This window comes from Salibacterium aidingense DSM 18341 (assembly GCF_000429685.1).
GTDB classification, from domain to species: domain Bacteria; phylum Bacillota; class Bacilli; order Bacillales; family Marinococcaceae; genus Salibacterium; species Salibacterium aidingense.
This window is the reverse complement of record NZ_AUCI01000027.1, coordinates 17,965-44,282: the sequence shown is the minus strand read 5'-3', so window position 1 is coordinate 44,282 and position 26,318 is coordinate 17,965. Positions and strand designations below refer to the sequence as shown.

The window sequence follows — 26,318 nt, the reverse complement described above, 5'->3', positions numbered from 1 at the left end:
TTTTGACGCAGCGATAGAACAATACACAAAAATCCGAACGATTTATGGAAAAAATCGTTCGGATTTTTTGTCCTTGATAATGTTTTGTCCCAGACTGTTTTTTCATGAAATTACCCTTGTAATACGATGTATAAAAAATTATACTGTAACTATATTCCAGAAATGAGGAAGGAAGACCAATGGACAAAGAGATGATGAAGGGAAATATCGATTTAATCCTGCTTTCCCTGATTGCAAACCGTGATTTGTACGGCTATGAAATGACAAAAAAACTGAAAGAGCTAAGTGATGAGGCGTATCATATGAGCGAAGGGACTTTGTATCCAGCGCTGAAACGGATGGAGCGCAAAGGCTGGGTGGAAGCGTACTGGAGTGCCCCGGAAGGAGCGCGGCGAAAATATTATACGATAACGGAGGATGGCGCCAAAGAGCTGGAGCGTAAACGCAGAGACTGGGCTTCTTTGAATGATCTTATGAACAAGACCGGTGGAGCGTATGACACATAAACTCGAAAACTATGTGAAGCGGATTGTTGAGCAGACGGACTGCAGTAAGTCGGAAAGGGAGGACCTTTATGAAGAGATGCTTTCCCACGTTATGATGCGCCGGGAGGAGGAAAGGCAAAAAGGAAAAACGGAAAAGGAAGCAGAGGAGGAAGCGATGAAACTTTTCGGCAGGGAAGCGAAGATCGGCGATGGGCTGCAGCAGGCAATGTTTCCGTACCGGCGGGAACTGCTGCTTCTGCTGGCATTACTCGGCTTTTTGTTTACATTTGGGAAGTATACCGCTGTGCTCGTTCAGGAACAAACGGCTTTGCTGCCTATACTTTCCGGCACTGCCGGCCATTCGGCGGTGTTGTTTTTTGCGCTGAATCGTGCGTTTGCCGTGAACCGGAAGATTTGGCTTGCGCTGGCGCTGCTGCTAAATCTCTTATTGCTGCTGCTGAATATGACGTCTTTTTACGGCGGCTGGCAACCGGCGTATCTGTTGATGATAGGGTTGAATATCTATCTAATGTACCGGACCGTCTTGACGTATGAACGGCCGAAGGAACATAAAACCGCGCGGCGTATCATTCATGTGGTGAATATCACGCTGGGATTGGCCGCCGGTCTTGGCGAGGGATACATTTATTTGATCGCCATGGGGTTTTGAGCCCCTCCCGCTATATTATTAAACGTCGTGATACCGATTTTCCTTTGGCTGCTCCTGTATACAGCCCAGATTTTTTATGTGGCACGCAAACCTAAACTTGCACTGGGAAGTCTTGGATTATCAGTGCTTGTTCTGCTCTCGATCTTTTGGCCCCTGCTTTTTTCGATATTTTAATGAAAGGGAGGCGGTTGGATGAATAAAAAAGGGTTGTTGATAGTATTTGGAGTGATCGCGTTTGTAACAGGGGGGTTGGCGGCGGCAGGTCAGATGGTGAAATCTAGTGAAGAAGCCTCGCCTTCGTTCACCGGGGAATATAGTGTCGGAGCGGATGGGACGCTTGCTTATGTCACAGAATCAGACGGCATTCAGACGTTACACGTGGCTGTAGGAGAAGGTGGAAGCAGACAAGTATACATAGCAGACGATTCGAAGGAAATATGGGCCCCTGTTTTTAACGGAGAAGATGAACTGGCGTTTGTGGAAACGACCGGCTACCCGGATGCTCCGGAAGGGGAGCAGGAATTTCAGCTGGAATACAGTGATGTACGGACCGTGTCTGTAGAGGGAGGAGAGCCGGAAACCGTGCTGCAGGTACGCGGTGTCATCACCGATCTTGTGAACGATCCAGCCCGGAAACGCTGGATTGTCAACGGCATTCATCTCCATACTGATGAAAAACCGGAAGAAGGGTTTATCCCCTATTCTTCGGGGTTATATACTCTGCGGCCGGACGGCTCTTTTGAAGAAATACGTTCGTTTGACACATATTCTCCAGGTTCGTTACAAATTTCCGAGGATGGAGAAAAAATGCTCATGATTCTCGCCGACGACTTTGAAAATGCGACCCCGGATTCGATGTTTGAAGCTACGGAACGGATTTATGAAATGGAGATCAATCAGCCGGAGGAGATGGCTGTCGTATCCGATGAAGCAAAGGACATACCCATTAGTGAAGTGGCGGCAGTAGATGAAAACCGCCTGCTGTATCAGACGATTATGAACTGGGGAGAAGGCGGAACCTTTGAATATGACTTCGTATGGTATGACCGCGGGGCCAAAGAGGAGGGAGACCGTCTTCATATTAATGAAGCGGTGCAGGAGACACAGCTAGGGGATGATGATGCCTGGCTGTATTACGTAAAACGAAGCCGAAAATCCGATCAGACGGAAGTTTTTGAACTGTTTCGGTATGATTTGGAAAGCGGGGAAGAAGAAAAGGTTAAGCTGCCGCATTTAAACAGCCAAGTGCTAATGATTCGACAATCGCCCATTTTCTTTGAGAATAGAAAGAAGGAAATATGCTGAAGTGATCGAAATAGATAGTTATAGAAGGGAGGAAGCATACTCGTTTTTTTGTACTGAGGACAAACTCTAGCAAAGGGCAGTCGATAGGTAGTACAGGCAAGGAGGAAATTGTTATAATTATTAAAACAGATGATTTAACGGGCTCCGAAGTAGCAGAACTGCTAAGGGAACATATTCAGAGTATGAGACTGTATTCCCCGCCGGAAAGTAAACATGCCCTTGACCTGGAGGCGTTGCGAAAACCAGAGATTACCTTCTGGAGTGCGTGGGAAGGTAATGAATTAGTTGGCTGCGGGGCACTTCAACAGCTGGACAGCCGGCATGGCGAAATCAAGTCCATGCGGACATCTTCCACCCATCTAAGGAAAGGTGTAGCAAAACGAGTTCTTCAACACATCATTGAAGAAGCTAAAGGGCGTGGTTACCGACGATTGAATCTGGAAACGGGATCCATGGATGCTTTCGAACCGGCTAGAAAATTGTACGAAAGCTTTGGGTTTCAATATTGTAAACCGTTTTCGGACTACTCGGAGGATCCAAATAGTGTTTTTATGACAAAGGAATTATAAGCCTCATTTTAAAAGAGGCATTAGTTAAAAAATGTAAGACAGCCATTCTTGCTTTGTTCTTCAAAGGCGCATTACCGTATGTTGTGCTTTTTTGAAAGTTTTGCGGAAGCAGGCCGCTTCTTAGCAGGGGGGCCTTGTTCATCGTTGACCAACTTAGAGATGAAATGCAACCCATTAACTGTTTATTATAAGGGAGGTATGGTAGATTTAAGGTATATAAGTTCCAGGCAGAGGATACAGAAGACTGCAGCAAGGAGGATACGTATGTACTATGGAGCGATTGAAGCAGGAGGCACGAAATTTGTGTGTGCTGTCAGCCGGGACGGAGTTAAAATCGAAGATCGAACCAGCATTCCAACCACCTCCCCGGAAGAAACGCTGAAGCAAGTGTTTGATTTTTTCGATCCATATGATTTGAAAGCTATTGGCATTGGTTCTTTTGGGCCGATCGACGTAAACAGGGAGTCGGATACATATGGTTACATTACCAGTACTCCTAAGCGGGGCTGGGGGTATTTTGATTTTCTCGGCACGATGAAAAAGACCTATAATATCCCCATGTCGTGGACGACGGATGTGAACGCTGCGGCCTACGGGGAGTTCCGCAAAGGCGGAGCCCAGAACGCGGGGAGCTGTGTTTACTTGACAGTCGGAACCGGTATCGGCGGCGGTGCTGTCGTGGACGGGAAAGTCCTGGAAGGTTTCGGCCATCCAGAAATGGGGCACATTCTTGTGCGGCAGCATCCGGATGATCATTACGAAGGCGCATGCCCGTATCATAAAAACTGTCTGGAAGGGATGGCCTCGGGACCAGCGATTGAAAAACGATATAACAAAAAAGCCCAGGATCTCGCTTCAGAGGAGAAAATCTGGGAGATGGAAGCGTATTATCTGGCACAGGCGCTCGTGAATTATACCCTGATCCTGCGTCCGGAAACCTTCATTCTTGGGGGCGGGGTCATGAAGCAGTCCCAGCTTTTTCCTTTCATCCGCGAACAGTTTTCCATTCTGCTAAACGACTACGTGGAAACTCCCGATCTTGAGACCTCTATTACAGCACCGGGTCTTGAAGACAATGCCGCCATCACCGGCTGCCTCCTGTTAGCGAAAGAAGCGGAGAAATAAGTGATTTATATGAAGCCGCTAATCAGTGAAAAATACTTTTACTGTCCTCCAAGGGAGTTTGGAGAACAATAGAATGGCAGTTGAGAAAAATAGTGTCTTCCAAATGGAAATGGAGGACACTATTTTTATTCATTAAAAAATAATGTCCTCCACCTTCATATATCAGTAATGAATGGTATTTATTGGATTCCTTTTATTCCACTCAAACTGCCGCCTTTCTCAAAGAGCCTTTGAATATTTTTCTCGACTTCCGGATCAGAAACCAAGGGCGGGGCGTGATGCGGTTTGATACGAGCGTCGATGATCATGTTGTCGCAGCCCCAGTGTTTGTTGTCGTAAAAGCTGTTTACGCCATGGATGTCGTGCGAGGGGTTGCTGCGGGTGAACACGGCCCAGAGAAAATTACGCAGGGACGCCGTGAAGAAATCCCTGTCGTCACAGACAATGATCATCGGGCAGGAGGAAAGTCCGCCGTCTGCCTGGATTGTATCAGCAAGAGTCTGACATTCCTGCCCGGCTGTTTTTTCATCAGTGAAGGCAGGTCCTTCCACAACTGCAGCCCCGGGCATCATCAGCGCCGGCCGGGTAAAACCTTCAGCTTGATCGAGCACGGAAGGCGTTTCGCTGCATAATTCCCGGATTTTGTCTCCGTAGGCGGCAATGATCACTTTGCTGCCCCGGTTCAAAGCCTCTCCGGAATAATCAAGTGTATCGATCGTTGTTTTCGTTTGAAAATGTAGATCGCGGTGCAGGTCAATCCGTTCGAGAATGTAGGTTAAAAAGTCGACTTCCTGATGGGTGTCGAGCTCCCGTTCCTGTTCTGCCGTAATAAAAAGATATTTTGCCAGGCTCAGCTGGCCGGTGCCCAGAATCCGGTTCGCAATCGTAAGAAGTTCGGTTGGTTTTTGTACTTCCTGGAACGGAATATATCGTTCACTGCCGATCGCAAACAAAAGGGGGTGGACCCCGGCGGCATCGACGGCATGGACTTCTTTGACGCCGGGGATTTCCTGTTTCACCGCGTCTCCGGTCATTTCATGGATGATTGAGCCAAAAGAGGTGTCTTCCTGCGGCGGCCGGCCAACTACCGTGAATGGTAAAATCCCATCCTGTTTCGCCCATACCTTATGAATATGGAGGACTGGAAATTCGTGCGTCAAGCTGTAATAGCCGAGGTGGTCTCCAAAAGGCCCTTCTGGCTTCGTTTCGCCCGGATATACTTCTCCTGTAATGACAAAATCGGCGTCATGACTAATGCAGAAGCCATCGATGTAGCTGTAACGGAAGCGGCGGCCGGCTAAAAGACCCGCGAATGTCATCTCACTGAGCCCTTCCGGCAGTGGCATGACAGCGGCTAGTGTATGTGCCGGCGGGCCGCCGATGAAGATACTGACTTTCAGCGGTTCCCCGCGTTTTGTGGCTTTTTCCTGATGAATTCCGATACCGCGGTGGATTTGATAGTGAAGCCCGGCTTCTTCATTTACTCTATACTCATTGCCATCCAGCTGAATCCGGTACATGCCCAGATTCGAATTCATAATGCCCGGCTTCTCTGGATCTTCGGTGTAAACCTGGGGGAGGGTAATGAAAGAGCCGCCGTCCTCCGGCCAGTGCTGGATAAACGGGAGGCTAGAAAGCTGTATTTCCTGAAATCCGGGTGCTTTTTTCTTTTTGGCAGGAAGCGCATTCGCCGCTGCCACTCCGCTGCTCATATTTTGAAAAGGGTGTTTCAGTGCTTTCATCGGATCATTTCGAAGAGATACCACATTCTGCACCTTGCCCCATGTGCGGCGAAAGATAAAGCGGCTCCGTTCTACTGTTCCGAAAAGGTTGGAAAGGGCTGGATAATCCGATCCTTTCACATTTTCGAATAATAAAGCCGGTCCGCCTGCTTCGTGAACATTCAGGTGAATCGCAGCCATTTCCAGATAAGGGTCCACTTCTTCCGTGATACGTGCCAAATGGCCGTTATTCTCTAGATCCTTCACGCATTCAGCCAGATTCCGATACATTTACAGCATGCTCCTATCGTTATGTATTTCTTTCTATGTTCATTTTAATGGAATTCCGAATAGAAAAAAATGAAGAAAAGGGGAATTTCTCCTCCGCCATATTTCTTTCAGAAATTATGGCAGACTCTCTTCCCTTAAAATATGATAAACTTTACATATCAATTTTCTATAAGGCAGGTACATTATGGCGTCAGAAAAAGAAAATATTACAAGGCTTCACGTGAATGATAAGGAAATTGTTTTGATTGGAACGGCACACGTATCCAGGCAGAGTGCCGAGCAGGTGAAGGAAGTCATTGAAGAAGAAAAGCCGGATTCGGTTTGTATCGAGTTGGACGAACAGCGATATCAATCGATGACGGAACGAGATAGATGGAAAAACATGGACATTTTTAAGGTGATCAAGGAAAAGAAAGCCTCCCTTTTGTTGATGAACCTGGCGATCTCCTCGTTCCAAAAGCGGACAGCCCAACAGTTTGGCATTAAATCCGGACAGGAAATGATGCAGGGGATGGAATCCGCCCAAGACACAGGAGCCGAGCTTGTGCTCGCGGACCGCGATATTCAGGTGACGTTTTCACGAATATGGCATCAGGTAGGGTTTTGGGGGAAAGCGAAGCTGTTGATGATGATTGTCTTCAGTATCTTTAATAAAGAGAGTATTTCCGAAGAAGAGCTGGAAAAAATGAAATCGCAGGATATGTTGAATTCCATGCTTGATGATCTTACCGAAAATTTCCCGCGCTTAAAAACACCGTTAATTGATGAACGGGATCAATATTTATCCCACAAAATTAAAGAAGCGCCGGGAGATAAAGTCGTGGCAGTACTTGGAGCTGCCCACGTGCCGGGGATCAAAAAGGAAATCTATCAAAAGCAGAATCTGCCGGCATTGCTGCACCGCCCGGTCAGCGTGGCTCCCAAGGTTATCGCCTGGACCATTCCAATCCTGATCGTGGCAGTGATTGCTTACACCTTTTATGCCAATCCTTCGGCGGGTCTGCAGCAGACAATCAGCTGGCTGTTGTGGAACGGGTCTTTTTCCGCCCTGGGAGCAGCTGTTGCATTAGGGCATCCTCTTACTGTGCTTACGGCTTTTGTCGCTGCACCGCTGACTTCATTGAATCCAGTGATCGCAGCAGGCTGGTTTGCCGGAATCGTTCAGGCGTACCTCCGCCGTCCAAATGTGCAGGATTTTGAAACCCTGTCCGATGATGTACACAGTGCGAAAGGGTTCTGGGGGAACAAAGTCACCCGCATTCTGCTCATCGTAGTGCTGGCTAATGTCGGCAGCACCCTCGGGACAATGATCGGCGGCGCTGATGTCATCCGTTTGTTTTTCGAAAATCTATAATATATCAACCATGATCTATTACTGAAAAAGGATAGACTGTCTTCTTAACCAAAAGACAGTCTATCTTTTTTTGGTAAAAAAAGGATGTTACCTTCTGCGACATTGTGTCGTTCCATACATAGAAACAACAGAGACAGGAATTCTATATAAATGAAGGAGGAAGGCAGTTATGTGTGGTTTTGTAGGATACATAAAGGATAAGAGAGAGCCGGTGGAGGCGCGGGAAAAAATACAGATCGAGCGTATGACGGAGATCATAGAGCACCGTGGTCCTGATGATATTGGCTATTACATGGATGAATACATACGATTTGGCTTCCGCCGTTTAAGCATTATAGATATAGATGGCGGCTGCCAGCCTTTATCTTTTGAAAATGATAGGTATTGGATTGTGTTTAACGGGGAGATTTATAATTATAAAGAGCTTCGCCGGGAACTAAAAGAGCAGGGTTGTACCTTTCAAACTCATTCAGATACGGAAGTCATTGCCGCCCTGTTCCATATGAAAAAAGAATCTGCCTTTGTAGAACTGCGGGGAATGTTCAGTTTATTAATATGGGACAAAAGGGCTGGAACGCTTTACGGGGCACGGGACGCTTTTGGCATAAAGCCGTTTTATTATTGGGAGGCGGAGGACGGTTTGTACTGCGCGTCGGAAAAGAAAAGTCTGTTCCCGGCTAAAGAAAATAATAGGGTTCAGGGGAAAGGGTCGCATTACTACTTAAATTTTCAGTACGTCCCGGAGCCGTATACGATGTCTGCCGGCATTCAAAAACTCGAACCAGGCTGTTATTTCCGAAAGAAACCAGAGGCTCCATTAGAAATAGAAACCTATTGGAAGCCTTCCTTTCAGCCTGTCCCCTCCTCAGAAAAGCAGGAAAAGGATGCTGTTCGGACGGCGCTGAGAGAGGCGGTCCATCTGCACATGCAGAGTGACGTGCCGGTGGGAGCTTTTTTATCCGGCGGCGTGGATTCGTCAGCGATTGCAGCCCTGGCAAAAGAAGTCCATCCCGGTATTAAAACATTTACGGTCGGTTTTGAACGCGAAGGGTACAGTGAAATGGAGGAAGCGCAGGCGACGGCGGAGCAGCTGGGGGTTGAGCATGTCAGTTGTCTCATCACACCGGAAGAAGTTATACGGGAGCTCCCTGCGTTGATCTGGCATATGGACGATCCGGTTGCCGATCCGGCAGCCATTCCCCTCTATTTTGTAGCCAGAGAAGCCAGGAAGCATGTGAAAGTGGTTTTGTCCGGAGAGGGGGCGGATGAGCTTTTCGGCGGGTATCGGATTTATCAGGAGCCCCAGGCGCTCCAGGCTGTATCCGGACTGCCGGGCTGGGCTCAATCCATCTTGAAATATGCTGCCTCCAGACTGCCGCAGGGAATGAAAGGAAAAAGCTTTATGGAGCGAGGGACCACGCCGCTGGAGAAACGTTTTATCGGAAATGCCAGCCTGTATTCGGAAGCCGAGAAGGCTCGGCTCCTTACGGATACAAAGGAGATCCATTCCTTTGAAGAAATAACAGCACCTATATACCGTCAGGCAGCCTCGTATTCCGAGGTCCAGAAAATGCAGTACATGGATCTTCTCACCTGGCTCCGCGGCGATATTCTGGTGAAAGCCGATCGGATGACGATGGCCCATTCCCTGGAGCTGCGAGTGCCGTTTCTGGATCAACAGGTGTTCCAGGCTGCATCTCGATTGAACGCTGCAAGAAATGTGACGAGATCCACGACGAAGCGGGTACTGCGGGAAGCCATGCGCGGCATTGTTCCGGACTCTGTCCTTTATAACCCGAAGCTTGGTTTTCCCGTTCCGATCCGGCACTGGCTCCGGCATGAGCTGTACGATTGGGCACTCCGAACGATAAAAGAAAGCCCGGTCAATCACCTGTTCCATAAAAAAGAAATACTGCGCCAGCTGGATGAACATGCCCGTGGAAAACAGGACTACTCCCGCAGACTATGGGCTGTGCTCGTGTTTATAATGTGGCACCACTCTTTTATTTACAATAGGAAACAGCCCCTCGATATCGCGAAATAAAAAGACAGCCATCTCATTTAACAGAGGTGGCTGTCTTTTTACAGCGAAGCAGCAAAAAATGAAACCAAATTTTAAAAAGCCGGCAAATACAGCATCTGCCGGCTTCCCATCAAATAAAGTAGTGATTCATAAAACAACAAAAGCCCTTCCTGCTCTTTCGTCCTTGCGGCTCCGAGACCGCTCCAGTGTGAATTGCTCTAAAACTATATTCTCTGTATTGTTCTTCATTCATCAGTTTGGGTATCCAGCATGTCGAAATGAATGACGAGAGGGTTAAAAAAGTGGATGATTGTATCCGTCCTTACAGTAGGGATAAGGACCACGATTAAGTATAGCGGCATCTTAACGGAAAGTCAAATTTCTAAACTGGAAACAGGATTATCGATTGGCTATCGGGAAGAAGTAAAGAGTAAAATCTCCAACATACAGGAGGAAAAACAGATGGCTGCGGAAAACGACCAGCATTATGAGGAGCTTTTGATTCTCAAAACGATTGCGGAAACATTAAACGAAAGTGATAGTATGAAGGAGATGCTGCAGAGCACTTTGGAAAAACTCCTGGAGCTGACCCAATTAGAGGCGGGATGGATTTTTCTGGCGGAGGATGAGCCGGAGTATGAACATATAGCCGACCATAACCTCCCGCCGGCTCTTGCCAGGGATAATAAAGCCCCGATGCGGGAAAGTGTCTGTTACTGCCTGGGTCTGTACTGGAGTGGACAGTTGAGCCAGGCGGTCAATATTATTGAATGTGAAAGGCTTCATAATGCGGTGAAATACGCTGAAGGGGATACCCATAATTTAACCCACCATGCCACTGTTCCGATTACGGTTCGCGGCGAGCGGCTGGGCGTACTAAATGTGGGATCACCAGGCAAGGAACATTTCAATGAAGAGGAACTCGCCCTTCTGGAATCGATTGCGTTACAGATTGGCACCGCTGTAGAACGGACCAGATTGTATGAACAGAAAGAAAAACAGGCCGTGGATCATATGTCCCGTTATATCGTGGATTATTATACAAGCGCCAATGAAGTAACCCGCTATATATGGAAGGTCACGGATTGGGACAAACTGCTGACTTCCATTGTGGAACAAATCAGTGTACACTTTGGCTGGCCCGAATCGGCAGTTATATTAAAACAGGAAAATGGATTAAGACTGCGTTCTTCCTATCATAGAGGCAGCCCCCATTTGATGGACAAGCCGCTCTCTTTGGAGGATGAAGAAATGGTAAAAGCGTTACTCACGAGATCCGCAGAGGAACAATGTATCTGTTTTAATGAAGGGAATGACCCCATTTTATCCTTTATGAAACAATCTCCTTACTCTGCAGGGCTGCCGTTAAAAGTTCGTGATATTCATGAAGAATACTATAGGATAGGGATGCTATTTATAGGAAGAGATAACGAGGATTTTAACAGCGTGGAGCTTGATATTCTGGAGGTGCTGGCGGACCATATTTCATTAGTTATGGAAAAAATACGCCTCTATGAAGAGTGGCAGGGTCTGCTTTTAGCGGAAGAACGGAACCGCCTGGCCCGGGATCTCCATGATTCAGTCAATCAAAAATTATTCTCCCTTTCGTTGATGTCCCGGGGACTCAAAGAAATGCTGGCAAAGGAGAACAATTCCCAGACCTGGGAGGCCGCTGAAGACATCGGTACCCTTGCCCAGAATGCTTTGACCGAAATGCGGACGCTTATATGGCAGCTGCGGCCATATGGAGAAGCCCGGGGTCTTTTAAGAACGGTAACAGAATATGCAGAACAACTCGACATACGCTTAACCATGCAAATGAAAGAAACGCCTTCTCTTCCGAAAACAATAGAAAAAGTTTTTTGTCAAATTGGACAGGAAGCGTTGAATAATATTAGTAAACATGCGGACACAAATCGGGCCTGGCTGCGGATTGAAAAGAAAGAAAAAGAGATAAAAATGATCATTATGGATCGGGGACGAGGTTTTGTTCCAGAGAAGGTGAACCCATTCAATTCCCTCGGGATGGCTAGTATGAAAGAAAGAGCATCTGAACTAAACGGTCGAGTGGACATTCGCAGTGAGGCAGGAAGCGGCACCATCATCACAGTAGTAATCCCTTATGAAAGTGGTGGTACATATGAGAATTAAAGTACTCGTTGTCGATGATCACCTTGTTGTGCTGAAGGGGCTGCGCTTTTTTCTTCAAACCCAGCCGGATATAGAAATCGTAGACCAGGCCCAGGACGGAGAAGAAGCATTAGAGAAAGTCCAGACGCTCAACCCAGACGTGGTGCTGATGGATGTGGTCATGCCCGGAATGGATGGGATTGAAGCGACACATAAAATCAAACAAATTGCTCCTGAGGTAAAAGTAATTATCCTTACCAGCTTTTCAGATCGGGAATCTGTCGTTCCTGCATTGAAAGCTGGAGCGATTGGATATCAATTGAAGGATGTGGAACCGGAAGTACTGGCAGAGACGATAAAAGCAGCAATGGATGGAACCCGCACGCTGCATCCTCAGGTGACCAATCAACTGATTTCTCACGTATCGACGGAAGAGGAAGCAGGGAAAAATTTCTCCATTCTGACACCGCGTGAACAGAACGTACTGGAACAAATAACGTTAGGACTCAGTAATAAGGAGATTGCCGCGGCGCTTTATATTTCAGAAAAAACGGTAAAAACGCATGTGACCAACATTCTCGGTAAAATGGAGGTACAGGATCGTACGCAGGCTGCGCTTTTCGCCATAAAAAACAATTGGTTCGATTAACCATTCATACCAAGGTCGTAGAACAAGGTCTTAGTTTAGGGTAAGACCTTTTTTTTACGCCTTTTTCCATCCGTTGAAGGATGTAATAATTTAACAATTATATAAAATGAACATTGTAAATAAAAACATCATGGAGGGAATAAAAATGGCCCGTATTTTATTTGTGAAAGCCAGTGACCGTTCAGAAGAAGAATCGGTGAGTATGAAACTTTACTACACTTTTTTAAGAAAATATCGGCAAACCCATCCTGAAGATATGGTGGAAGAGGTCGATTTGTATGAAGAAGAGCTGCCCTATTTGGGTTCTGTTATGATTAAAAGCAATGCCAAATCAGCTCGTCAACAGGAGTTGACAGAACAGGAACAGAGAGTCCGTGACATTGTTGTCCGGCATTTGAAACAATTTACAGCGGCGGACAAAATAGTGATCGCTTTTCCACTGTGGAATTTAACCGTTCCCGCTGTTCTTCATTCGTACTTTGATTTCATGCATCATCCCGGTAAAACTTTCAAATATACCGAAGAAGGGCAGGTGGGATTGTTGTCTGATAAAAAAGCGGTATTATTAAATGCAAGAGGCGGCGTTTATGAAGAAGACGACCGTTACGAAATGGCCGTCAATTTTGTTCGAAATCAGCTGAATTTTTTTGGGATTACTAATATTTCCCCGGTCATTATAGAGGGACATCATCAATTTCCGGAGACGAAGCAGGTCATTATTGAAGAGGGGCTCCGTCAGGCCGAAGAAACAGCAGCTGGATTTTGATGAGAGGGCACCTGCTTTTCGTTAAGTTTTTCAAAAAACGCAATAGAAAAGAAGTTTTTTGTCTCGAATCTGATAATATGAAGATATATGTTTCTTTCTGACAGCGGCGGCCTGCGTACACCTTATATCAGTGAAGCGAGAGAATGGGGGAAAAGACATGGAACAGCAAACGTATGCCATTGAAGCGGAAGGTTTAGTAAAGACATTTGGGGAGACCCGGGCGGTGGACGGGGCAGATCTGACGGTCCCTAAAGGAACAGTTTATGGAGTGCTCGGCCCAAATGGTGCTGGGAAAACAACTACGATCCGGATGCTTGCGACGCTGCTTCAGCCAAGTGCAGGCCGGGCCAGGGTGTTTGGGCATGATATCGTGGAGGAGGCGGATCAGGTGCGGGCCAGGATCAGCATGACCGGTCAGTTCGCATCCGTGGATAAAGACTTGTCCGGTATGGAAAATCTGGTGATGCTCGGCCGGTTGATGGGATATACGAAGCCGGAAGCTAAAAAACGTGCCAAAGAACTGCTTTATGCGTTCGGGCTGGGGGAAGCGGCCAAAAAACAGGTGAAGACCTATTCCGGCGGGATGCAGCGTCGTCTTGATATTGCCGCCAGTATCGTCGTCACGCCAGATGTCCTGTTTTTGGATGAACCAACAACAGGGCTGGATCCTCGAAGCCGTAATCAAGTGTGGGATATAGTCCGGATGCTTGTAGATGCTGGGACCACCGTTTTACTGACAACACAGTATTTGGAGGAAGCGGATCAGCTTGCGGACCGAATCGCGGTCATCGATCAGGGAAAAGTGATTGCAGAGGGAACAAGCGGAGAATTGAAATCATCGGTGGGTTCCGGAAAACTTCACGTTCGTTTGTTTCATCCGGAGACAAGGGAGCTGGCTAAACAGGTATTAGGAAGAAAGCTTGGTACCGTTGTGGAGTTGGCTTCCGATCCATCGGCTCTCTCCACGTGGGTCAATGATGTAAATCGAGCGGCTCATGCGATAGGAGAATTGGAACGCGAAGGAATTGCCGTTTCTGATTTCTCCCTGGGCCAGCCCAGTCTGGATGAAGTATTTTTGACGTTGACCGGAAGAACAGCGGAGGCCGCGGAAACAACAGAAAATGAGGAAACGGAGGCACAGGGATGAGTAAAAACATGGAACCTGTAGATCAGAGAGAAGCCTTGCAGTCAGCTTTAGCCTCGCGGGAACGTCCGCCAAAAGCAAGTCCTGTTTCAGCGTCCTTGACATTTGGGGGAAGGAGTCTGCTGAAAATCAAATATGTTCCCGAACAGTTATTTGATATCACGGCTTTTCCTATTATCTTTCTGTTGATGTTCACGTATATGTTCGGCGGGGCGATTGCGGGTTCTACAGCTGAATACCTTCAGTTCGTCCTGCCCGGAGTATTGGTATTGACTGTCGTTATGATCACCATGTATACGGGAGTTGAATTGAATAACGATATAACGAAAGGCGTATTCGACCGTTTCCGTACCCTCCCGATCTGGCGTCCTTCTGTCCTGGTGGGTGCTCTGCTGGTTGATTTAGTACGGTACACTGCCGCTTCTGCGATCATGATTACGCTTGGGCTGATTCTCGGGTTCCGGCCTGAAGGCGGAGTGATCGGCGTCCTTCTGGGAGTGGCCATTTTACTTGTTTTCTCGTTCAGCTTGTCCTGGATCTGGACGACGCTGGGTATCATCATGCGCTCTGAAAAATCATTGATGGGAGCCAGCATGATGGTGCTGTTTCCTTTAACATTCATCAGTAACGTATTTGTTGATCCGCAAACGATGCCGGGCTGGCTTCAGCCGATTGTGGAGATAAATCCCGTTTCGATGCTTGTCGTAGCAGTTCGTGGGTTTATGGAAGGCTCTGCAGCAATGGCGGATGTTGGGTGGGTCCTGCTCGTATCGGCGGTGCTTGTTGCCATCTTCGCGCCGCTGACAATGTATTTGTACTATCGGAAATAGAAAGCATGCAGAATGGAGGACATTGCGGGTGAAATTCTTTCCTGCAGTGTCCTTTATTTAAGTTTAGAAGACACTAGAGAAAGAATAAAACCGGTTCGTGGCTTCCATTTCTGTTTGGAGGTGGCGGCAAAAAGAAAAAATGAAAATAGTGGTCTCCATATAAAGGTGGAGACCACTATTTTAAAAAGCGGGGGAGGGAATGGCCTCAAGCCGCCTGTGGTTTTCTCAATAAAAACATCAAACCGGCGATGAAATAAAGCAGGGCGGGGAGAAACGGCAGCATCATCCACCAGAAGATAATAACGGTGGTCCCGGCACCGGCCAGCAGGAAAATACCGGACAATAGGCTGCTGTTTCGGGTGAACAATGCGACCACACCAACGGCAGCAATCAAGAGCATCAAGCCGGTATGAAGACCGTAATTGATAGACTGAGCCTGTTCAAAAAAACCTTCAAACTCTTCAGCGGGGATGTCCTGGCCCGTTTCCTTCTGTACCGCTTGGTTCAAAAAGGTTTCAAAATCAGTATTGGTAATCACGGTTCCGAATAGAAAAACAAATCCGGCACCAATGATAAAAAGGATGATACCGCAGATAACTAGAATTTTTTCCGCTTTTCTGTTTTTCAACGCTCTTCCTCCTCTTCCCACATACTATCCTCTTCTTCTATCCTCATTTATCATATCATTTCTGCAGCATTGGCATAATTATTTCAATAAAAGAATGTATTCCCACATCTTTACTATTCGGATACAATGATAAAAAACGGCAGGAGGAGGAAAATGTTGTGTACAATTGTATCATTTTTGATGTGGACGGTACGATTATTGATACGGAGGCAGCGATTCTTCAGTCGTTACAGGAGACTCTTTTCGAACAGAAGGGAATGGAGTATAAAAAAGATAACTTGCGGTTTGCTCTTGGCATACCGGGAGAAGAAGCCCTGCAGAGACTTGGCATAATAGACGCGGAGCGGGTTCATGAGGCCTGGTCCCAACGGGCAAAAGCTTATGCTCACCATGTTATCTTGTTTCCAGGAATGAAAGAGGTAGTGAAAGAAGCGTCAGCTAAAGCAGAAAAAACAGCCATTGTTACCTCGAAGACGAGGCAGGAGCTGAGGGATGAATTTGAGCCATACGGGCTGAACGACTATTTTCACTACATGATCTGTGCCGATGATACAGAAAAACATAAACCCCATCCCGAACCGTTATTTGCTTGTCTGAAAGCGTTGCATGCCGTACCGCAAGAAGCAGTATACATTGGAGACTCGATCTATGACCGCCAGTGCGCCCGGGCAGCCGGTGTCGACTTTGGATTAGCAGGATGGGGCGCCGCGACGTCTGAAGGTTTTGATCCAGCATATTACTTCGCAGTGCCGCAAGATATAACTGATATCATGTTGGAATAAGGAAAGGAAGCTGATTGTGAAATTAAGTATTCTTGATCCATCCCCGGTCCCTTCCGGCCAGACGCCGGGGGATGCTCTGAATCAGTCGGTGGAGTTGGCCCGGCTGGCAGAAAACCTGGGGTATACCCGTTTTTGGATGACAGAACATCATGACCTCGATGGAATTGCGGGTTCCGTTCCGGAAGTGACGCTGCCCTATATTGGAGCCCATACCAGTACCATCCGTCTTGGCACAGGCGCCGTCCTGCTTCCATATTATAAACCGTATAAAGTGGCAGAGATACATAATATGCTTGCTACATTGTTTCCCGGCCGCATCGATCTCGGCATCGGCCGGGCGCCGGGCGGCTCGGCAGAGGCAGCCAATGCGCTATCGGATAACTTTTTACAAAATGCAGGGAAGATGCCGGAGTTGACCAGAGAACTGCTCCAGTTTATAGATGATAAGTATCCGTCTCCCAATGAACATGCCCCGTTGTCTGCGTCTCCCGTACCGGAGGCGGCACCGGCTCCCTGGATGCTTGGAACCAGTAGAAAAAGTGCAATGCTTGCCGCTGAATGCGGGACGGCGTATGCTTTTGCCCAATTTATGAGTGACAAGGACGGAGCTGGGATAGTACAGCAGTACCGTGATCATTTTATCCCGAGAAAGCTGGGAGAGGAATCCAGAGTGATTGTCGCAGTTTCAGCTGTTTGTGCCCAAACTTCAGAACAAGCGGAAAATATCGCGTATGAATCATGCAAGTGGTCGATTCGAAAAGAAGACACTTCTCCTTTGACACAAGAAGAAAAAAAGAGAATGGCGGAAATGAGACAACACATGATGGTCGGAAATCCTGCGGAAATAAAAGAACAGCTGATCGCCTGTCAAACAAATTATGGAACCGATGAAATCATGATCATTTCCACCATTCTTTCTCCGGAAGAACGGGAGGAGTCTTATAGACGGATAGCTAAAGAGATCCTCCAGCAGTAAGCTGCCTTATACACGAGAAACCCATTGAAAAAAGGTTTACTTTATCTTTTCTTTTTATTCCAACAATATAAAATCACGAAAGCAAGGATGATGCATCCAATCAAGTTAATGAATGGCATAACGGATTCAATCGTCTGCCACAAAAAAGCGCAGGACGGCTGGCGCGGATTAATACTTTAAGGAGATAAACATTGGAAACCAGCTGATCCCTGCAGCTGTAAAAGCCAAGGCAATAATGTCAGATTTTTGTTGGAAAAGTCTTTCTATTGGTAAAGATTTAATAAGAAAAAATTCATTTCCTATTAGAAAGGGAAGGGGAGGCATCATGCTTCCGCTAAGAACTTGATGATGGAAAAAATAATGAAATGTCTCCACGTTACAATGGATTATCATGTAAAATAGAAACAAAGACTTATAAATAAAGGATGGGGTCATAATGAAAAAATATCTGGGGATTGCCGCAGCAGCTTTGGCCGCGGTGTTTATTTCTCAGCCGTCCGCCGCTGCGGCAGCTTCCTTTTCGGACGTTTCGCAGGGGTTTTGGGCAGAAGAAGAAATAGGATACTTAGCGGACCACGAAATGATAACAGGTTATGAAGATGGAACCTTCGGAGTTAATGAGGACATCACTCGTTCCCAGGCAGCTCGGACGCTGGCGCGGGTTCACAATTTGGATACAGAAGATCCTGCGCCGGTGTCTTTTGACGATGTGGAGGAAGGAGACAGCGCCTACCCGGCAATTGCCGCGGCGGTAGAAGCCGGATTTTTTTCCGAGGGAGAAGCGTTTCACCCGAATGATTCTCTGACGCGTGCGCAAATGGCCGCTATTTTAACCAGGGCTTATGAGCTGGACGGAGAAGAAACAGCAGATTATAAGGATGTCCCTGTGGACTATTGGGCCTATAAGGAAATCAGTCTGCTTGGAGCGCATCGGTTAACGACGGGATACGAGGATTTAACGTTCCATCCCTCGGAAGAAGTAACCCGCTCGCAGTTTGGTGTATTTCTAACTAGAGCGGAGGAGGAGTCGTTCCGTGCGGACTATGCCATTCTTCCACAGAAGGAAACAGAGAATATTTATTATCCAAAAGTTACTGGACTTAAAGCGTCAAGTCAGGAGAACATAAATAAGGTTTTTCAGGAACACGCCCGCCAGTCTGCAGCAGAGCAGGAAAAGGTGATGGAGCTTGCCGGGGAAGAGCCAAACGAAGACCTGGCGGATGCTTATGAGTATCAGGAAACCTACCGGGTGGAGCAGAACAGCGGCGACTACTTGAGTATCGTGTTTGAACAATACGAGTTTACCGGCGGAGCCCATGGGATGAGTCATGATACTGCCTATACGTTTAACCCGGACACAGGGGATAAAGTAGAATTGCAGGACCTATTTTCTGATGATGTGGATTATGAATCGATTATTAATGAGAGAGTAAGATCAGGCGTGCCGGATGAAGGAACAAATTTTGATTTGATTGTCGGATTTGAAGGCATTGATCCGGAGACAGATCAGTTTTATGTGACAGAAGAAGGTCCAGCCGTCTATTTTCAGCCCTATGAAATCGGACCCTATGCGGCCGGTATTCCTTCATTCACCGTGCCATGGGATGCGTTTGAACCAGAAGAAGGCAGCTCCCGTCCAATAAGCCGGGATTTTACGATTGAAGTAGAAGGCATGGAGGAAGAGGACACTTTCAAGCTGATGGATGAACCCGGCATGCCATTCACAACGTATATACCGGAACATTTTGAAGTGGAGAATACGTCTTCCGGGGCTGCAGACGGTGTGCTTGTCTCCGCCGCTTTCAGCGAAGAGACGGAACCGACAGAAGAACCGGTATGGCGGTTTATTTATCCTTCCTATGGAAAAGAAGAAGGGGTTACGCTGGAAGATGTCGTACAGGAAGTTCATGATTACGCAGAACTGGATGAGGTTAATCTGGAAGTAGTGAATGAAAACGACCATCCGGATTTCGGGGAATATGAGATCCGTTTTGAAAAGGAGGAAGGCCAAACCTATAGGATCACTATTTTGGAACGGGACGGCACCTTTATGGAATGGCACCGCGAATATCCTGTGGAAATGGAAGAAGGCATCGGTCCGCGTGCAGAAGTTCTCAAAGAGCAGTGGGAATGGCGTGAATAGAAGATAATGCAGCCTGTTGTGAAATAAGCAGTTTTCGCAGCGGGCTTTTTTTTACCTTAAAATGATTTCATAATACCCGTATCTTTTTCTATGATTTTTTCGTTCATAGGGATGAATATATGCATGTGGAAAGGAGGGTCTTTGTGAGCGACGAATTTCAGCAGACATGGGAGCACTATTTACCTTCCACTTGGAAAACCTGTATGTATTTGGCGAAAAACAAACATGACGCCGAAGACTTACTGCAGACCACCTGGGAGAAAGCGTTCCGGAGCTGGAGAAAACAGCAGCAGGCCGAATTAACAAAGAGTTATTTTTCCATCATCGCTAAAAATACATGGATTGATAAGAAACGAAAAAAACAGGTTCCCACTGTAAGTGTTGACAACGCAGGCGAAATAAGCGGCAGCATTTTTCACGAAAGCAATGTAGATCTGGAAGACTTACTGCGTCCCTTGGTGAAGAAGCTTTCTCTAAACCAACAGGTTGTTTTTTTGCTGGCAGAAGTATGCTGCTGCAGTTTAAAAGAAATCGCCATGCTTACAAAACTAAGTACAGGGGCAGTGAAATCTAATTTATTCCGGGCGAGGCACACGGTTCGGACAAAAGTGAGAGCCGGGGCTGCGGAAAAGGAAAACCTGAAAAACGAAGAAGCTCTGCGCGTGAGTCTCTATGCAAATGCTCTTCAGGATGGCGATATTCAAACGATCGCCGGCCTTTTAACCGAAGAGGCTTCGGTTTATACCCTTTATTCTCGCAGGTCGCTGGTAAAATCTTCAGAACTCAGGTTAGCCGCCTAAGAAGGAGAGATACAATGAGCGTAGTCATTCCTTATGTAGTGGAACAAACAAATCTTGGAGAGAGAACCTATGATATTTATTCCCGTCTGTTAAAGGATCGGATTGTGTTTGTAGGCACAGAGATAGAAGATACGATGGCCAACAGTGTGTCGGCTCAGCTGTTATTTTTGGCATCGCAGGATCCGAATAAAGATATTTCGATGTATATTAACTGCCCCGGAGGTTCCGTTACGGCCGGTTTTTCCATTCTCGATACAATGAATCATATCAAGCCGGATGTCCAGACGATCTGCACCGGCTTTGCTGCTTCCTTCGGCGCTGTGTTACTCATGGGTGGAGCGAATAATAAGAGAATGGCCCTTCCTAATGCTGAAATTATGATTCACCAGCCGAGCGGCGGTATGCAGGGGCAGGCGACAGACATGGACATTCATGCGAAACGAATTTTGCAAAATAAAAAAAGAATCAATGAATATATTGCAGCACGTACAAATCAGCCTTATGAAAAAGTGGCCGAAGATACGGAACGGGACCACTTCATGAATGCCGAAGAAGCAAAAAAGTATGGGGTGATTGACAACGTATTGGAGTCCAAAGGTTAATTCCAAATGAGTATGGCAGCCAGTTTCGGTTAAACCGAAACTGGTTTTTATATGTTTTTCGTACAAGGGAAGTGGATCGTTTTGTCGAATAAAATCTATAGCATAAGCAAAGGAGTTGGAAGAATGAACAGTATTCACCTTATTTGTCTGGCAGTAAAGGATATTTCAAAATCCTTGAAATTTTACAGGGATGGACTTGGCTTTAAAACCTCAGTCGAGGGAGAAAAGCCGGTCATTGTCTTTTTTAACAATGACGGGACAAAATTGGAACTTTTTCCTTTATCAGAGCTTCAAAAAGAAATTGGTGCGCCGGCTTCAAACGTATCAGGCGGCTTTCCCCGTTTTACACTGGCGCACAACGTTCGCTCCAAAGAGGAAGTGGACGTCATGATGAAACAGGCGGAGGCGGCCGGCGCCACGATTGTCAGCCAACCGGTGACCCAGAGCTGGGGAGGGTACAGCGGATACTTTACCGACCCGGACGGATTTTACTGGGAAGTCGCGTACGGGCCGGACTGGGAATTTGATGATAATGATATGCTGGTGATGGAATAACAAGAATAAACCATAGATAAAGTAATTCCTTAAGAGACCTATACTTCCAGCAGGTCAGATTTGAAATAATGGTAGTTGACGTGATTGAGTATGTTCACCCCGAAAAAGTTTTTCAGCGCTACGGCGGCACCGCCGAGGGCGCAGGCATCATCTCCAAGACAGGAAGCACGGATTTGAAGATAATTATTGAACTTAGAGGTTAACTTCTCCTCCAGTTTATCAATAAAATGAGTGTGGCCGTTGATGATGGCGCCGTTCAAAATAATTTTTTCGGGGTTGAAGATGTTAATAATGTTGTTCAGGCCAATCGCAAAATAGTCTAAATACTGGTCCAGTAACTCATCCTCTTCTGTGGATGCTAATAGCCGTTCGATGCTTTCCTGAGCGGATAAACCGGGATATCTGCCATTTAGTTTCTTTTTTAATATGTTTTCAGAGGCGTACAATTCCCAGCAGCCTTTGTTGCCGCAGGGGCAGGGGAGGCCTTCCGGCTCCACGATCATATGGCCGATTTCTCCGGCAAACCCATGGTACCCGCGGTAGATGTCATGATTATTAATAATGCCGAGGCCGATCCCGGAATAGAGCGTAATACAGAACAAATCCGGGATATGTTCATAGTAGACTTGTTCGGCAAATACACAAAGATTGGCATTATTATCGACATACACGGGTGTATCAAACGTTTCTTTTAACTTATTTTCCACGTGCAGGTGGGACCACTGCTGTTTTGGAGTATAAATAATTTCATTGGTGTTGCTGACAATTCCGTGAATTCCAACCCCGATCCCAATCAGGCCGATGGGATGGTATTGTTCATTAAAATGGGAGACAGCAGAGGAGAGATGATGTAATAACTGATGGAGGACCTCATCAAAATCCGCTGTTTCCAATGGAATGCTCTGTTTATGAAACAGATTTCCTTTTAAATCGCAGAAAGCCAGATGAATACTTAATTCGTCGATGTCGATTCCTATACTATACCCGGCTCTGCCGTTAATCTCCAGCAGGATGGGTTTGCGTCCGCGTGTAACGGACTCTCCTTCCGTTTTTTCTACAACAATATTTTCATTGATTAATTCATTCACCTGCACAGAAATCGTAGCTTTATTTAACCCAGTGTTCCGGGATAAATCACTTCTAGATAACGATATATTTTTTATAATCTCTTCGATTAAAATCCTGCGGTTCAGTTGTTTAATATAACTTGCATCCCCCGTATCCACAATCGTTTCCCTCCTTGTCCAACCCAGTATAACAAAAAATGGTAGTAGGACTTTGGTATAAAAAATTAAAAAAAACATCTTGAAAAATGTAACGCTTACATATAGTATATAATTAATAATTTGTTTAGTAAACAAATAAATTATGAGAAGCTGGATTTTTACTTACGGGAGGTATCCGTATTAATGAAAACGTTTATTTCTGAAGACTTTCTGCTCGAAGGAGACACGGCGAAAGAGCTTTATCACAACTTTGCGAAACAAATGCCGATTATTGATTATCACAACCATTTACCACCGGAAGAAATTCTGGAAGACAAAAATTATAGCGATATCTCTGAAATCTGGCTTGCCGGAGATCATTATAAATGGCGGGCGATGAGAGCGAACGGCATTCATGAATCATTTATTACGGGAAATAAAAGCAACTATGAGAAATTTGAAGCGTGGGCGAGAACCGTTCCAAAGCTTCTCGGCAATCCATTGTATCACTGGACGCATTTGGAGCTGCAGCGCTATTTCGGAATAGACGAACTCCTGGATGATAATACGGCCCCGGAAATATGGAAACAGGCTAATGAGAAGCTGCAGCACTCCGACTTTTCTGTACGTTCGCTGTTGAAAAGAGACAATGTCGCGTTTGTCGGCACTACCGATGATCCGGCGGATGACTTGGCTTCGCATAAACAGCTCCATAATGAAGGATTCGAGGTGGCAGTGTCCCCGTCATTCCGTCCGGATAAAGGAATTCAGATTGAAAAAGACGGTTTCACAGGATGGCTGAAGGATCTGGAAGAGGCAGCCGGCATTCCTATTGAAAAGTATGAAGATCTGCTGACAGCCCTCTCAAAGCGGGTGGAATACTTCGATTCCCTTGGCTGCCGCAGTTCAGATCATGGGATCACCGCCATGTTTTATGAACCTGCGTTAAAAACAGATGCAGAAACAGTGTTTCAAAAGTGGAGAGACGGAAAAGACTTAACGGCCAAGGAAATCGAACAGTATAAAACCTACACTCTGTTGAGTCTGGCAGAGATGTATGCAGCAAAAGGCTGGGTCATGCAGCTCCATATCGGTGCGCTGCGGAACAATAATACGAAAATGTTTGAAAAACTCGGCCCGGACAGCGGTTTTGACTCCATTGGAGACGATCTGCTCGCCAGACCGCTTTCCCATTTTCTCGATACATTAGAGGCAAAGGACGCCCTGCCGAAAACGGTGCTGTACAGCCTGGATGCCCGCGATAATTATATTCTCGCCACAGCAGCAGGAAATTATCAAAACGATGAAGTTCCCGGGAAAATCCAGTTCGGCACGGCCTGGTGGTTCAACGACCACATCGACGGAATGGAAAATCAGATGAAAATTCTTGCGAATACGGGGCTGATCAGTAATTTCATCGGGATGCTGACGGATTCGAGAAGCTTTTTATCCTTTTCCCGGCACGAGTACTTCCGAAGAATTTTATGCAGCCTGCTCGGCAGCTGGGTGGACCGCGGCAGAGCACCGAAAGATATGGAGCTTCTCCAACAATACGTGCAGGATATCTGCTATTACAATGCCAAACGTTATTTCAAACTTTCATAGAGATGGAGGGGAAACAGATGGAAATGAGTTTCCGCTGGTATGGAGAGGACGATCCGGTAACGCTGGAAGATATCCGGCAGATTCCGGGAATGACGGGTATCGTTTCCGCGGTGTATGACATCCCGGCCGGGGAAGTCTGGCCGCTTGAACGGATAGAGCGGTTAAAACAAACCATCGCTCAACAAGGCTTAAAACTAAATGTCATTGAAAGCGTTCCCGTTCATGAAGAAGTAAAAATGGGCGCGGCCTCCCGCGATAAGTGGATAGAAAACTATAAAGAAACCATCCGGAATCTTTCTAGGGCAGGAATCCGCACCATCTGCTATAATTTCATGCCTGTCTTTGACTGGACACGTTCAGAACTTGAGGCAGAGCTGCCGGACGGCTCGAATTCATTAAAATACGACGAAGAGACGGTGCGGCAGCTCGATCCGCTGAGCGGAGAACTGACACTGCCCGGCTGGGATCTTTCCTACCAGAGCGAAGATTTAAGGAAAATAATGGATGCCTATCAATCTATGTCAGAAGAGCAGCTGATGGAAAACCTGATTTACTTTTTAGAACAGGTTATTCCAGTCGCCGAAGAGGAAGACGTTTTGCTGGCGATCCACCCAGATGATCCACCCTGGCCGATCTTTGGACTGCCACGGGTGGTCACCAACAAAGAAAATGTGAAGTATATGCTTCGCAGGGTAGACAGTCCGAATAACGGAGTCACGTTCTGTACCGGCTCCTACGGGGCTAACCCGGAAAATGATTTGAACGGTATTATCGAGGCAGCAAAAGGGCGTATCCATTTTGTCCATGCCCGGAATGTGAAATGGATCGGATCACGCTCATTTCAGGAAACTTCTCATTCTATCAAAGACGGTTCTCTTGATCTGACGGCTATACTGCAAAAATTGCATGATGTTGGTTTTTCCGGGCCAATCCGGCCGGACCATGGCCGGATGATCTGGGGAGAAACCGGCCGGCCGGGGTACGGGTTATACGATAGAGCCCTGGGGGCTGCGTATTTGAATGGGATCATCGATACACTAGAAGAAAAGACAGGAGAATGAAGAATGCAGCTACCTTTTCACATAAATTTAAAAAATAAGACAGCAGTTGTGACAGGCGGCAGCGGGGTGTTGGGCTCCGTGTTTAGTGAAGCGCTGGCAGCCGCCGGCGCCAGGGTTGTCGTCCTTGCCCGAAATAAGGAAAAGGTGGATAGCGTGACGTCACGCATTACACAGCAAGGGGGGGAATGCCTCGGATACAGCGTGGATGTATTGGATAAGAAGGCATTGGAAGAGGTTCATCAGGAAGTCAAAGAAAGATTTGGTCCATGTCAAATTTTAATCAATGGAGCTGGCGGCAATCATCCCAAAGCCACCACTACCAGTGAACGATTTTCATTGGAAGATCTGCAGGATGAGCACAATCAGACATTCTTTGATCTGGAGCCGGAAGCGGTGGAAGAATTATTTCAATTGAATTATCTGGGTACTTTAATACCGACACAGGTATTTTCCCAAGAGATGGTAAAGGAAGTGGATGCTTCGATTATCAACATTTCCTCAATGAATGCCGTCCGTCCGTTAACGAAAATCCCGGCCTACAGTGGTGCTAAGTCAGCGATCAGCAATTTCACGCAATGGCTGGCCGTTCATTTTTCGAAAACCGGGGTCCGGGTGAACGCGATGGCGCCGGGATTCTTCCAGACCGAGCAGAACAGGGACTTATTATTTGATGAAAACGGAGAATTCAGCGCCCGCGCCAATAAGATTTTATCCCAGACTCCGATGGAACGTTTCGGAAAGCCGGAGGAACTCATCGGAACGCTGCTTTGGCTCGTGGATCAACAGTCCTCCGGTTTTGTCAACGGTATTGTCGTCCCAATTGATGGTGGATTTTCGGCATATTCCGGGGTGTAAAGCTATAAAGTACATCTTTTGAAAAGGATTTCAATCATAAAAGG

At 46.7% G+C, this 26,318-nt stretch carries 24 protein-coding genes; 21 read left to right on the top strand and 3 right to left on the bottom strand.

All coding sequences use genetic code 11. From position 1 onward, the window contains the following. The first annotated feature begins 179 nt into the window (after positions 1-179). From G475_RS0119000 to G475_RS0118980, 5 genes are all read left to right on the top strand, one after another. Positions 180-506, top strand: a complete 327-nt coding sequence (locus G475_RS0119000; protein ID WP_026702626.1) for a PadR family transcriptional regulator — start codon at positions 180-182, stop codon at positions 504-506. Continuing rightward, positions 496-1,155 (top strand): permease prefix domain 1-containing protein, encoded by a 660-nt coding sequence (locus G475_RS0118995; protein WP_026702625.1) that lies wholly within the window; start codon positions 496-498, stop codon positions 1,153-1,155. Before G475_RS0119000 ends, G475_RS0118995 begins: the two co-directional genes overlap by 11 nt. 192 nt (positions 1,156-1,347) lie before the next feature. Further along, the gene (locus G475_RS0118990; protein WP_026702624.1) at positions 1,348-2,460 is read left to right on the top strand and encodes a hypothetical protein; all 1,113 of its coding nucleotides are present in this window, start codon (positions 1,348-1,350) and stop codon (positions 2,458-2,460) included. 113 nt (positions 2,461-2,573) lie between these two features. After that, positions 2,574-3,029: a GNAT family N-acetyltransferase gene (locus tag G475_RS0118985; protein WP_026702623.1), complete on the top strand. Its 456-nt coding sequence runs from the start codon at positions 2,574-2,576 to the stop codon at positions 3,027-3,029. 264 nt (positions 3,030-3,293) lie between these two features. Beyond that, entirely contained in the window at positions 3,294-4,154 is an 861-nt protein-coding gene (locus G475_RS0118980) for an ROK family protein (RefSeq protein WP_026702622.1), read from the top strand. Positions 4,155-4,333: 179 nt separating this feature from the next. Here G475_RS0118980 and G475_RS0118975 read toward each other — a convergent pair whose 3' ends face one another. After that, positions 4,334-6,166 carry a UbiD family decarboxylase gene (locus tag G475_RS0118975; RefSeq protein ID WP_026702621.1) on the bottom strand — a complete coding sequence of 611 codons (1,833 nt, stop codon included), beginning with the start codon at positions 6,164-6,166 and terminating at the stop codon, positions 4,334-4,336. A 184-nt stretch (positions 6,167-6,350) separates the two neighbouring features. Between G475_RS0118975 and G475_RS0118970 the strand changes: the two genes are divergently transcribed. The 7 genes from G475_RS0118970 (at position 6,351) to G475_RS0118940 (ending at position 15,062) form a co-directional block, all read left to right on the top strand. Beyond that, positions 6,351-7,520, top strand: coding sequence for a TraB/GumN family protein (locus tag G475_RS0118970; RefSeq protein WP_026702620.1), 1,170 nt, complete (start codon positions 6,351-6,353; stop codon positions 7,518-7,520). A gap of 169 nt (positions 7,521-7,689) precedes the next feature. After that, positions 7,690-9,564 carry an asparagine synthase (glutamine-hydrolyzing) gene (gene asnB / locus G475_RS0118965; protein ID WP_026702619.1) on the top strand — a complete coding sequence of 625 codons (1,875 nt, stop codon included), beginning with the start codon at positions 7,690-7,692 and terminating at the stop codon, positions 9,562-9,564. Between the two features lie 261 nt (positions 9,565-9,825). After that, positions 9,826-11,694: a sensor histidine kinase gene (locus G475_RS0118960; RefSeq protein ID WP_233275818.1), complete on the top strand. Its 1,869-nt coding sequence runs from the start codon at positions 9,826-9,828 to the stop codon at positions 11,692-11,694. After that, on the top strand, positions 11,684-12,322 hold the full coding sequence (locus tag G475_RS0118955; protein ID WP_026702617.1) for a response regulator: 639 nt from the start codon (positions 11,684-11,686) through the stop codon (positions 12,320-12,322). The genes G475_RS0118960 and G475_RS0118955 overlap by 11 nt, the downstream gene beginning before the upstream one ends. A gap of 145 nt (positions 12,323-12,467) precedes the next feature. Further along, entirely contained in the window at positions 12,468-13,088 is a 621-nt protein-coding gene (locus tag G475_RS0118950) for an FMN-dependent NADH-azoreductase (protein ID WP_026702616.1), read from the top strand. 157 nt (positions 13,089-13,245) lie between these two features. Then, a complete protein-coding gene (locus tag G475_RS0118945) occupies positions 13,246-14,235 on the top strand; it encodes an ATP-binding cassette domain-containing protein (RefSeq protein ID WP_026702615.1) in 990 nt (329 codons plus the stop codon). Further along, positions 14,232-15,062: an ABC transporter permease gene (locus G475_RS0118940; RefSeq protein ID WP_026702614.1), complete on the top strand. Its 831-nt coding sequence runs from the start codon at positions 14,232-14,234 to the stop codon at positions 15,060-15,062. Before G475_RS0118945 ends, G475_RS0118940 begins: the two co-directional genes overlap by 4 nt. 205 nt (positions 15,063-15,267) lie before the next feature. Here the strand turns inward: G475_RS0118940 and G475_RS0118935 are convergent, their stop codons facing one another. Then, positions 15,268-15,690, bottom strand: a complete 423-nt coding sequence (locus tag G475_RS0118935; protein ID WP_026702613.1) for a DUF4064 domain-containing protein — start codon at positions 15,688-15,690, stop codon at positions 15,268-15,270. 158 nt (positions 15,691-15,848) lie between these two features. On the opposite strand from G475_RS0118935, the gene G475_RS0118930 reads away from it, so the two are divergent. The 6 genes from G475_RS0118930 (at position 15,849) to G475_RS0118905 (ending at position 21,548) form a co-directional block, all read left to right on the top strand. Beyond that, a complete protein-coding gene (locus tag G475_RS0118930; protein WP_026702612.1) occupies positions 15,849-16,472 on the top strand; it encodes an HAD family hydrolase in 624 nt (207 codons plus the stop codon). Between the two features lie 16 nt (positions 16,473-16,488). Continuing rightward, a complete protein-coding gene (locus G475_RS0118925; RefSeq protein WP_026702611.1) occupies positions 16,489-17,448 on the top strand; it encodes an LLM class flavin-dependent oxidoreductase in 960 nt (319 codons plus the stop codon). A gap of 436 nt (positions 17,449-17,884) precedes the next feature. Beyond that, on the top strand, positions 17,885-19,591 hold the full coding sequence (locus G475_RS26505) for an S-layer homology domain-containing protein (protein ID WP_051302724.1): 1,707 nt from the start codon (positions 17,885-17,887) through the stop codon (positions 19,589-19,591). Positions 19,592-19,734: 143 nt separating this feature from the next. After that, entirely contained in the window at positions 19,735-20,391 is a 657-nt protein-coding gene (locus G475_RS0118915; protein ID WP_026702610.1) for an RNA polymerase sigma factor, read from the top strand. Positions 20,392-20,405: 14 nt separating this feature from the next. Beyond that, positions 20,406-20,993, top strand: coding sequence for an ATP-dependent Clp protease proteolytic subunit (locus tag G475_RS0118910; protein ID WP_026702609.1), 588 nt, complete (start codon positions 20,406-20,408; stop codon positions 20,991-20,993). A gap of 123 nt (positions 20,994-21,116) precedes the next feature. After that, complete coding sequence (locus tag G475_RS0118905) at positions 21,117-21,548, top strand: VOC family protein (protein ID WP_026702608.1); 432 nt, start codon at positions 21,117-21,119, stop codon at positions 21,546-21,548. Between the two features lie 38 nt (positions 21,549-21,586). Here the strand turns inward: G475_RS0118905 and G475_RS0118900 are convergent, their stop codons facing one another. Then, the gene (locus G475_RS0118900) at positions 21,587-22,774 is read right to left on the bottom strand and encodes an ROK family transcriptional regulator (protein WP_026702607.1); all 1,188 of its coding nucleotides are present in this window, start codon (positions 22,772-22,774) and stop codon (positions 21,587-21,589) included. A 183-nt stretch (positions 22,775-22,957) separates the two neighbouring features. On the opposite strand from G475_RS0118900, the gene uxaC reads away from it, so the two are divergent. From uxaC to G475_RS0118885, 3 genes are read left to right on the top strand one after another with little or no spacing between them, the layout of a single operon-like run. Beyond that, on the top strand, positions 22,958-24,358 hold the full coding sequence (gene uxaC, locus G475_RS0118895) for a glucuronate isomerase (RefSeq protein ID WP_026702606.1): 1,401 nt from the start codon (positions 22,958-22,960) through the stop codon (positions 24,356-24,358). 17 nt (positions 24,359-24,375) lie between these two features. After that, positions 24,376-25,419, top strand: coding sequence for a mannonate dehydratase (uxuA, locus tag G475_RS0118890; protein WP_026702605.1), 1,044 nt, complete (start codon positions 24,376-24,378; stop codon positions 25,417-25,419). A gap of 3 nt (positions 25,420-25,422) precedes the next feature. Beyond that, complete coding sequence (locus G475_RS0118885; RefSeq protein ID WP_026702604.1) at positions 25,423-26,274, top strand: SDR family oxidoreductase; 852 nt, start codon at positions 25,423-25,425, stop codon at positions 26,272-26,274. Positions 26,275-26,318: the final 44 nt, after the last annotated feature.

Bases quoted from the DNA above. Each gene is read 5' to 3' on its own strand.
- G475_RS0118940 (WP_026702614.1), top strand. From the start codon at position 14,232: ATGAGTAAAAACATGGAACCTGTAGATCAGAGAGAAGCCTTGCAGTCA.
- uxuA (WP_026702605.1), top strand. From the start codon at position 24,376: ATGGAAATGAGTTTCCGCTGGTATGGAGAGGACGATCCGGTAACGCTG.
- G475_RS0118960 (WP_233275818.1), top strand. From the start codon at position 9,826: ATGACGAGAGGGTTAAAAAAGTGGATGATTGTATCCGTCCTTACAGTA.
- G475_RS26505 (WP_051302724.1), top strand. From the start codon at position 17,885: ATGAAAAAATATCTGGGGATTGCCGCAGCAGCTTTGGCCGCGGTGTTT.
- G475_RS0118945 (WP_026702615.1), top strand. From the start codon at position 13,246: ATGGAACAGCAAACGTATGCCATTGAAGCGGAAGGTTTAGTAAAGACA.
- G475_RS0118885 (WP_026702604.1), top strand. From the start codon at position 25,423: ATGCAGCTACCTTTTCACATAAATTTAAAAAATAAGACAGCAGTTGTG.
- uxaC (WP_026702606.1), top strand. From the start codon at position 22,958: ATGAAAACGTTTATTTCTGAAGACTTTCTGCTCGAAGGAGACACGGCG.
- G475_RS0118970 (WP_026702620.1), top strand. From the start codon at position 6,351: ATGGCGTCAGAAAAAGAAAATATTACAAGGCTTCACGTGAATGATAAG.
- G475_RS0119000 (WP_026702626.1), top strand. From the start codon at position 180: ATGGACAAAGAGATGATGAAGGGAAATATCGATTTAATCCTGCTTTCC.
- G475_RS0118950 (WP_026702616.1), top strand. From the start codon at position 12,468: ATGGCCCGTATTTTATTTGTGAAAGCCAGTGACCGTTCAGAAGAAGAA.
- G475_RS0118990 (WP_026702624.1), top strand. From the start codon at position 1,348: ATGAATAAAAAAGGGTTGTTGATAGTATTTGGAGTGATCGCGTTTGTA.
- G475_RS0118995 (WP_026702625.1), top strand. From the start codon at position 496: ATGACACATAAACTCGAAAACTATGTGAAGCGGATTGTTGAGCAGACG.
- G475_RS0118980 (WP_026702622.1), top strand. From the start codon at position 3,294: ATGTACTATGGAGCGATTGAAGCAGGAGGCACGAAATTTGTGTGTGCT.
- G475_RS0118910 (WP_026702609.1), top strand. From the start codon at position 20,406: ATGAGCGTAGTCATTCCTTATGTAGTGGAACAAACAAATCTTGGAGAG.
- asnB (WP_026702619.1), top strand. From the start codon at position 7,690: ATGTGTGGTTTTGTAGGATACATAAAGGATAAGAGAGAGCCGGTGGAG.
- G475_RS0118975 (WP_026702621.1), bottom strand. From the start codon at position 6,166: ATGTATCGGAATCTGGCTGAATGCGTGAAGGATCTAGAGAATAACGGC.
- G475_RS0118905 (WP_026702608.1), top strand. From the start codon at position 21,117: ATGAACAGTATTCACCTTATTTGTCTGGCAGTAAAGGATATTTCAAAA.
- G475_RS0118955 (WP_026702617.1), top strand. From the start codon at position 11,684: ATGAGAATTAAAGTACTCGTTGTCGATGATCACCTTGTTGTGCTGAAG.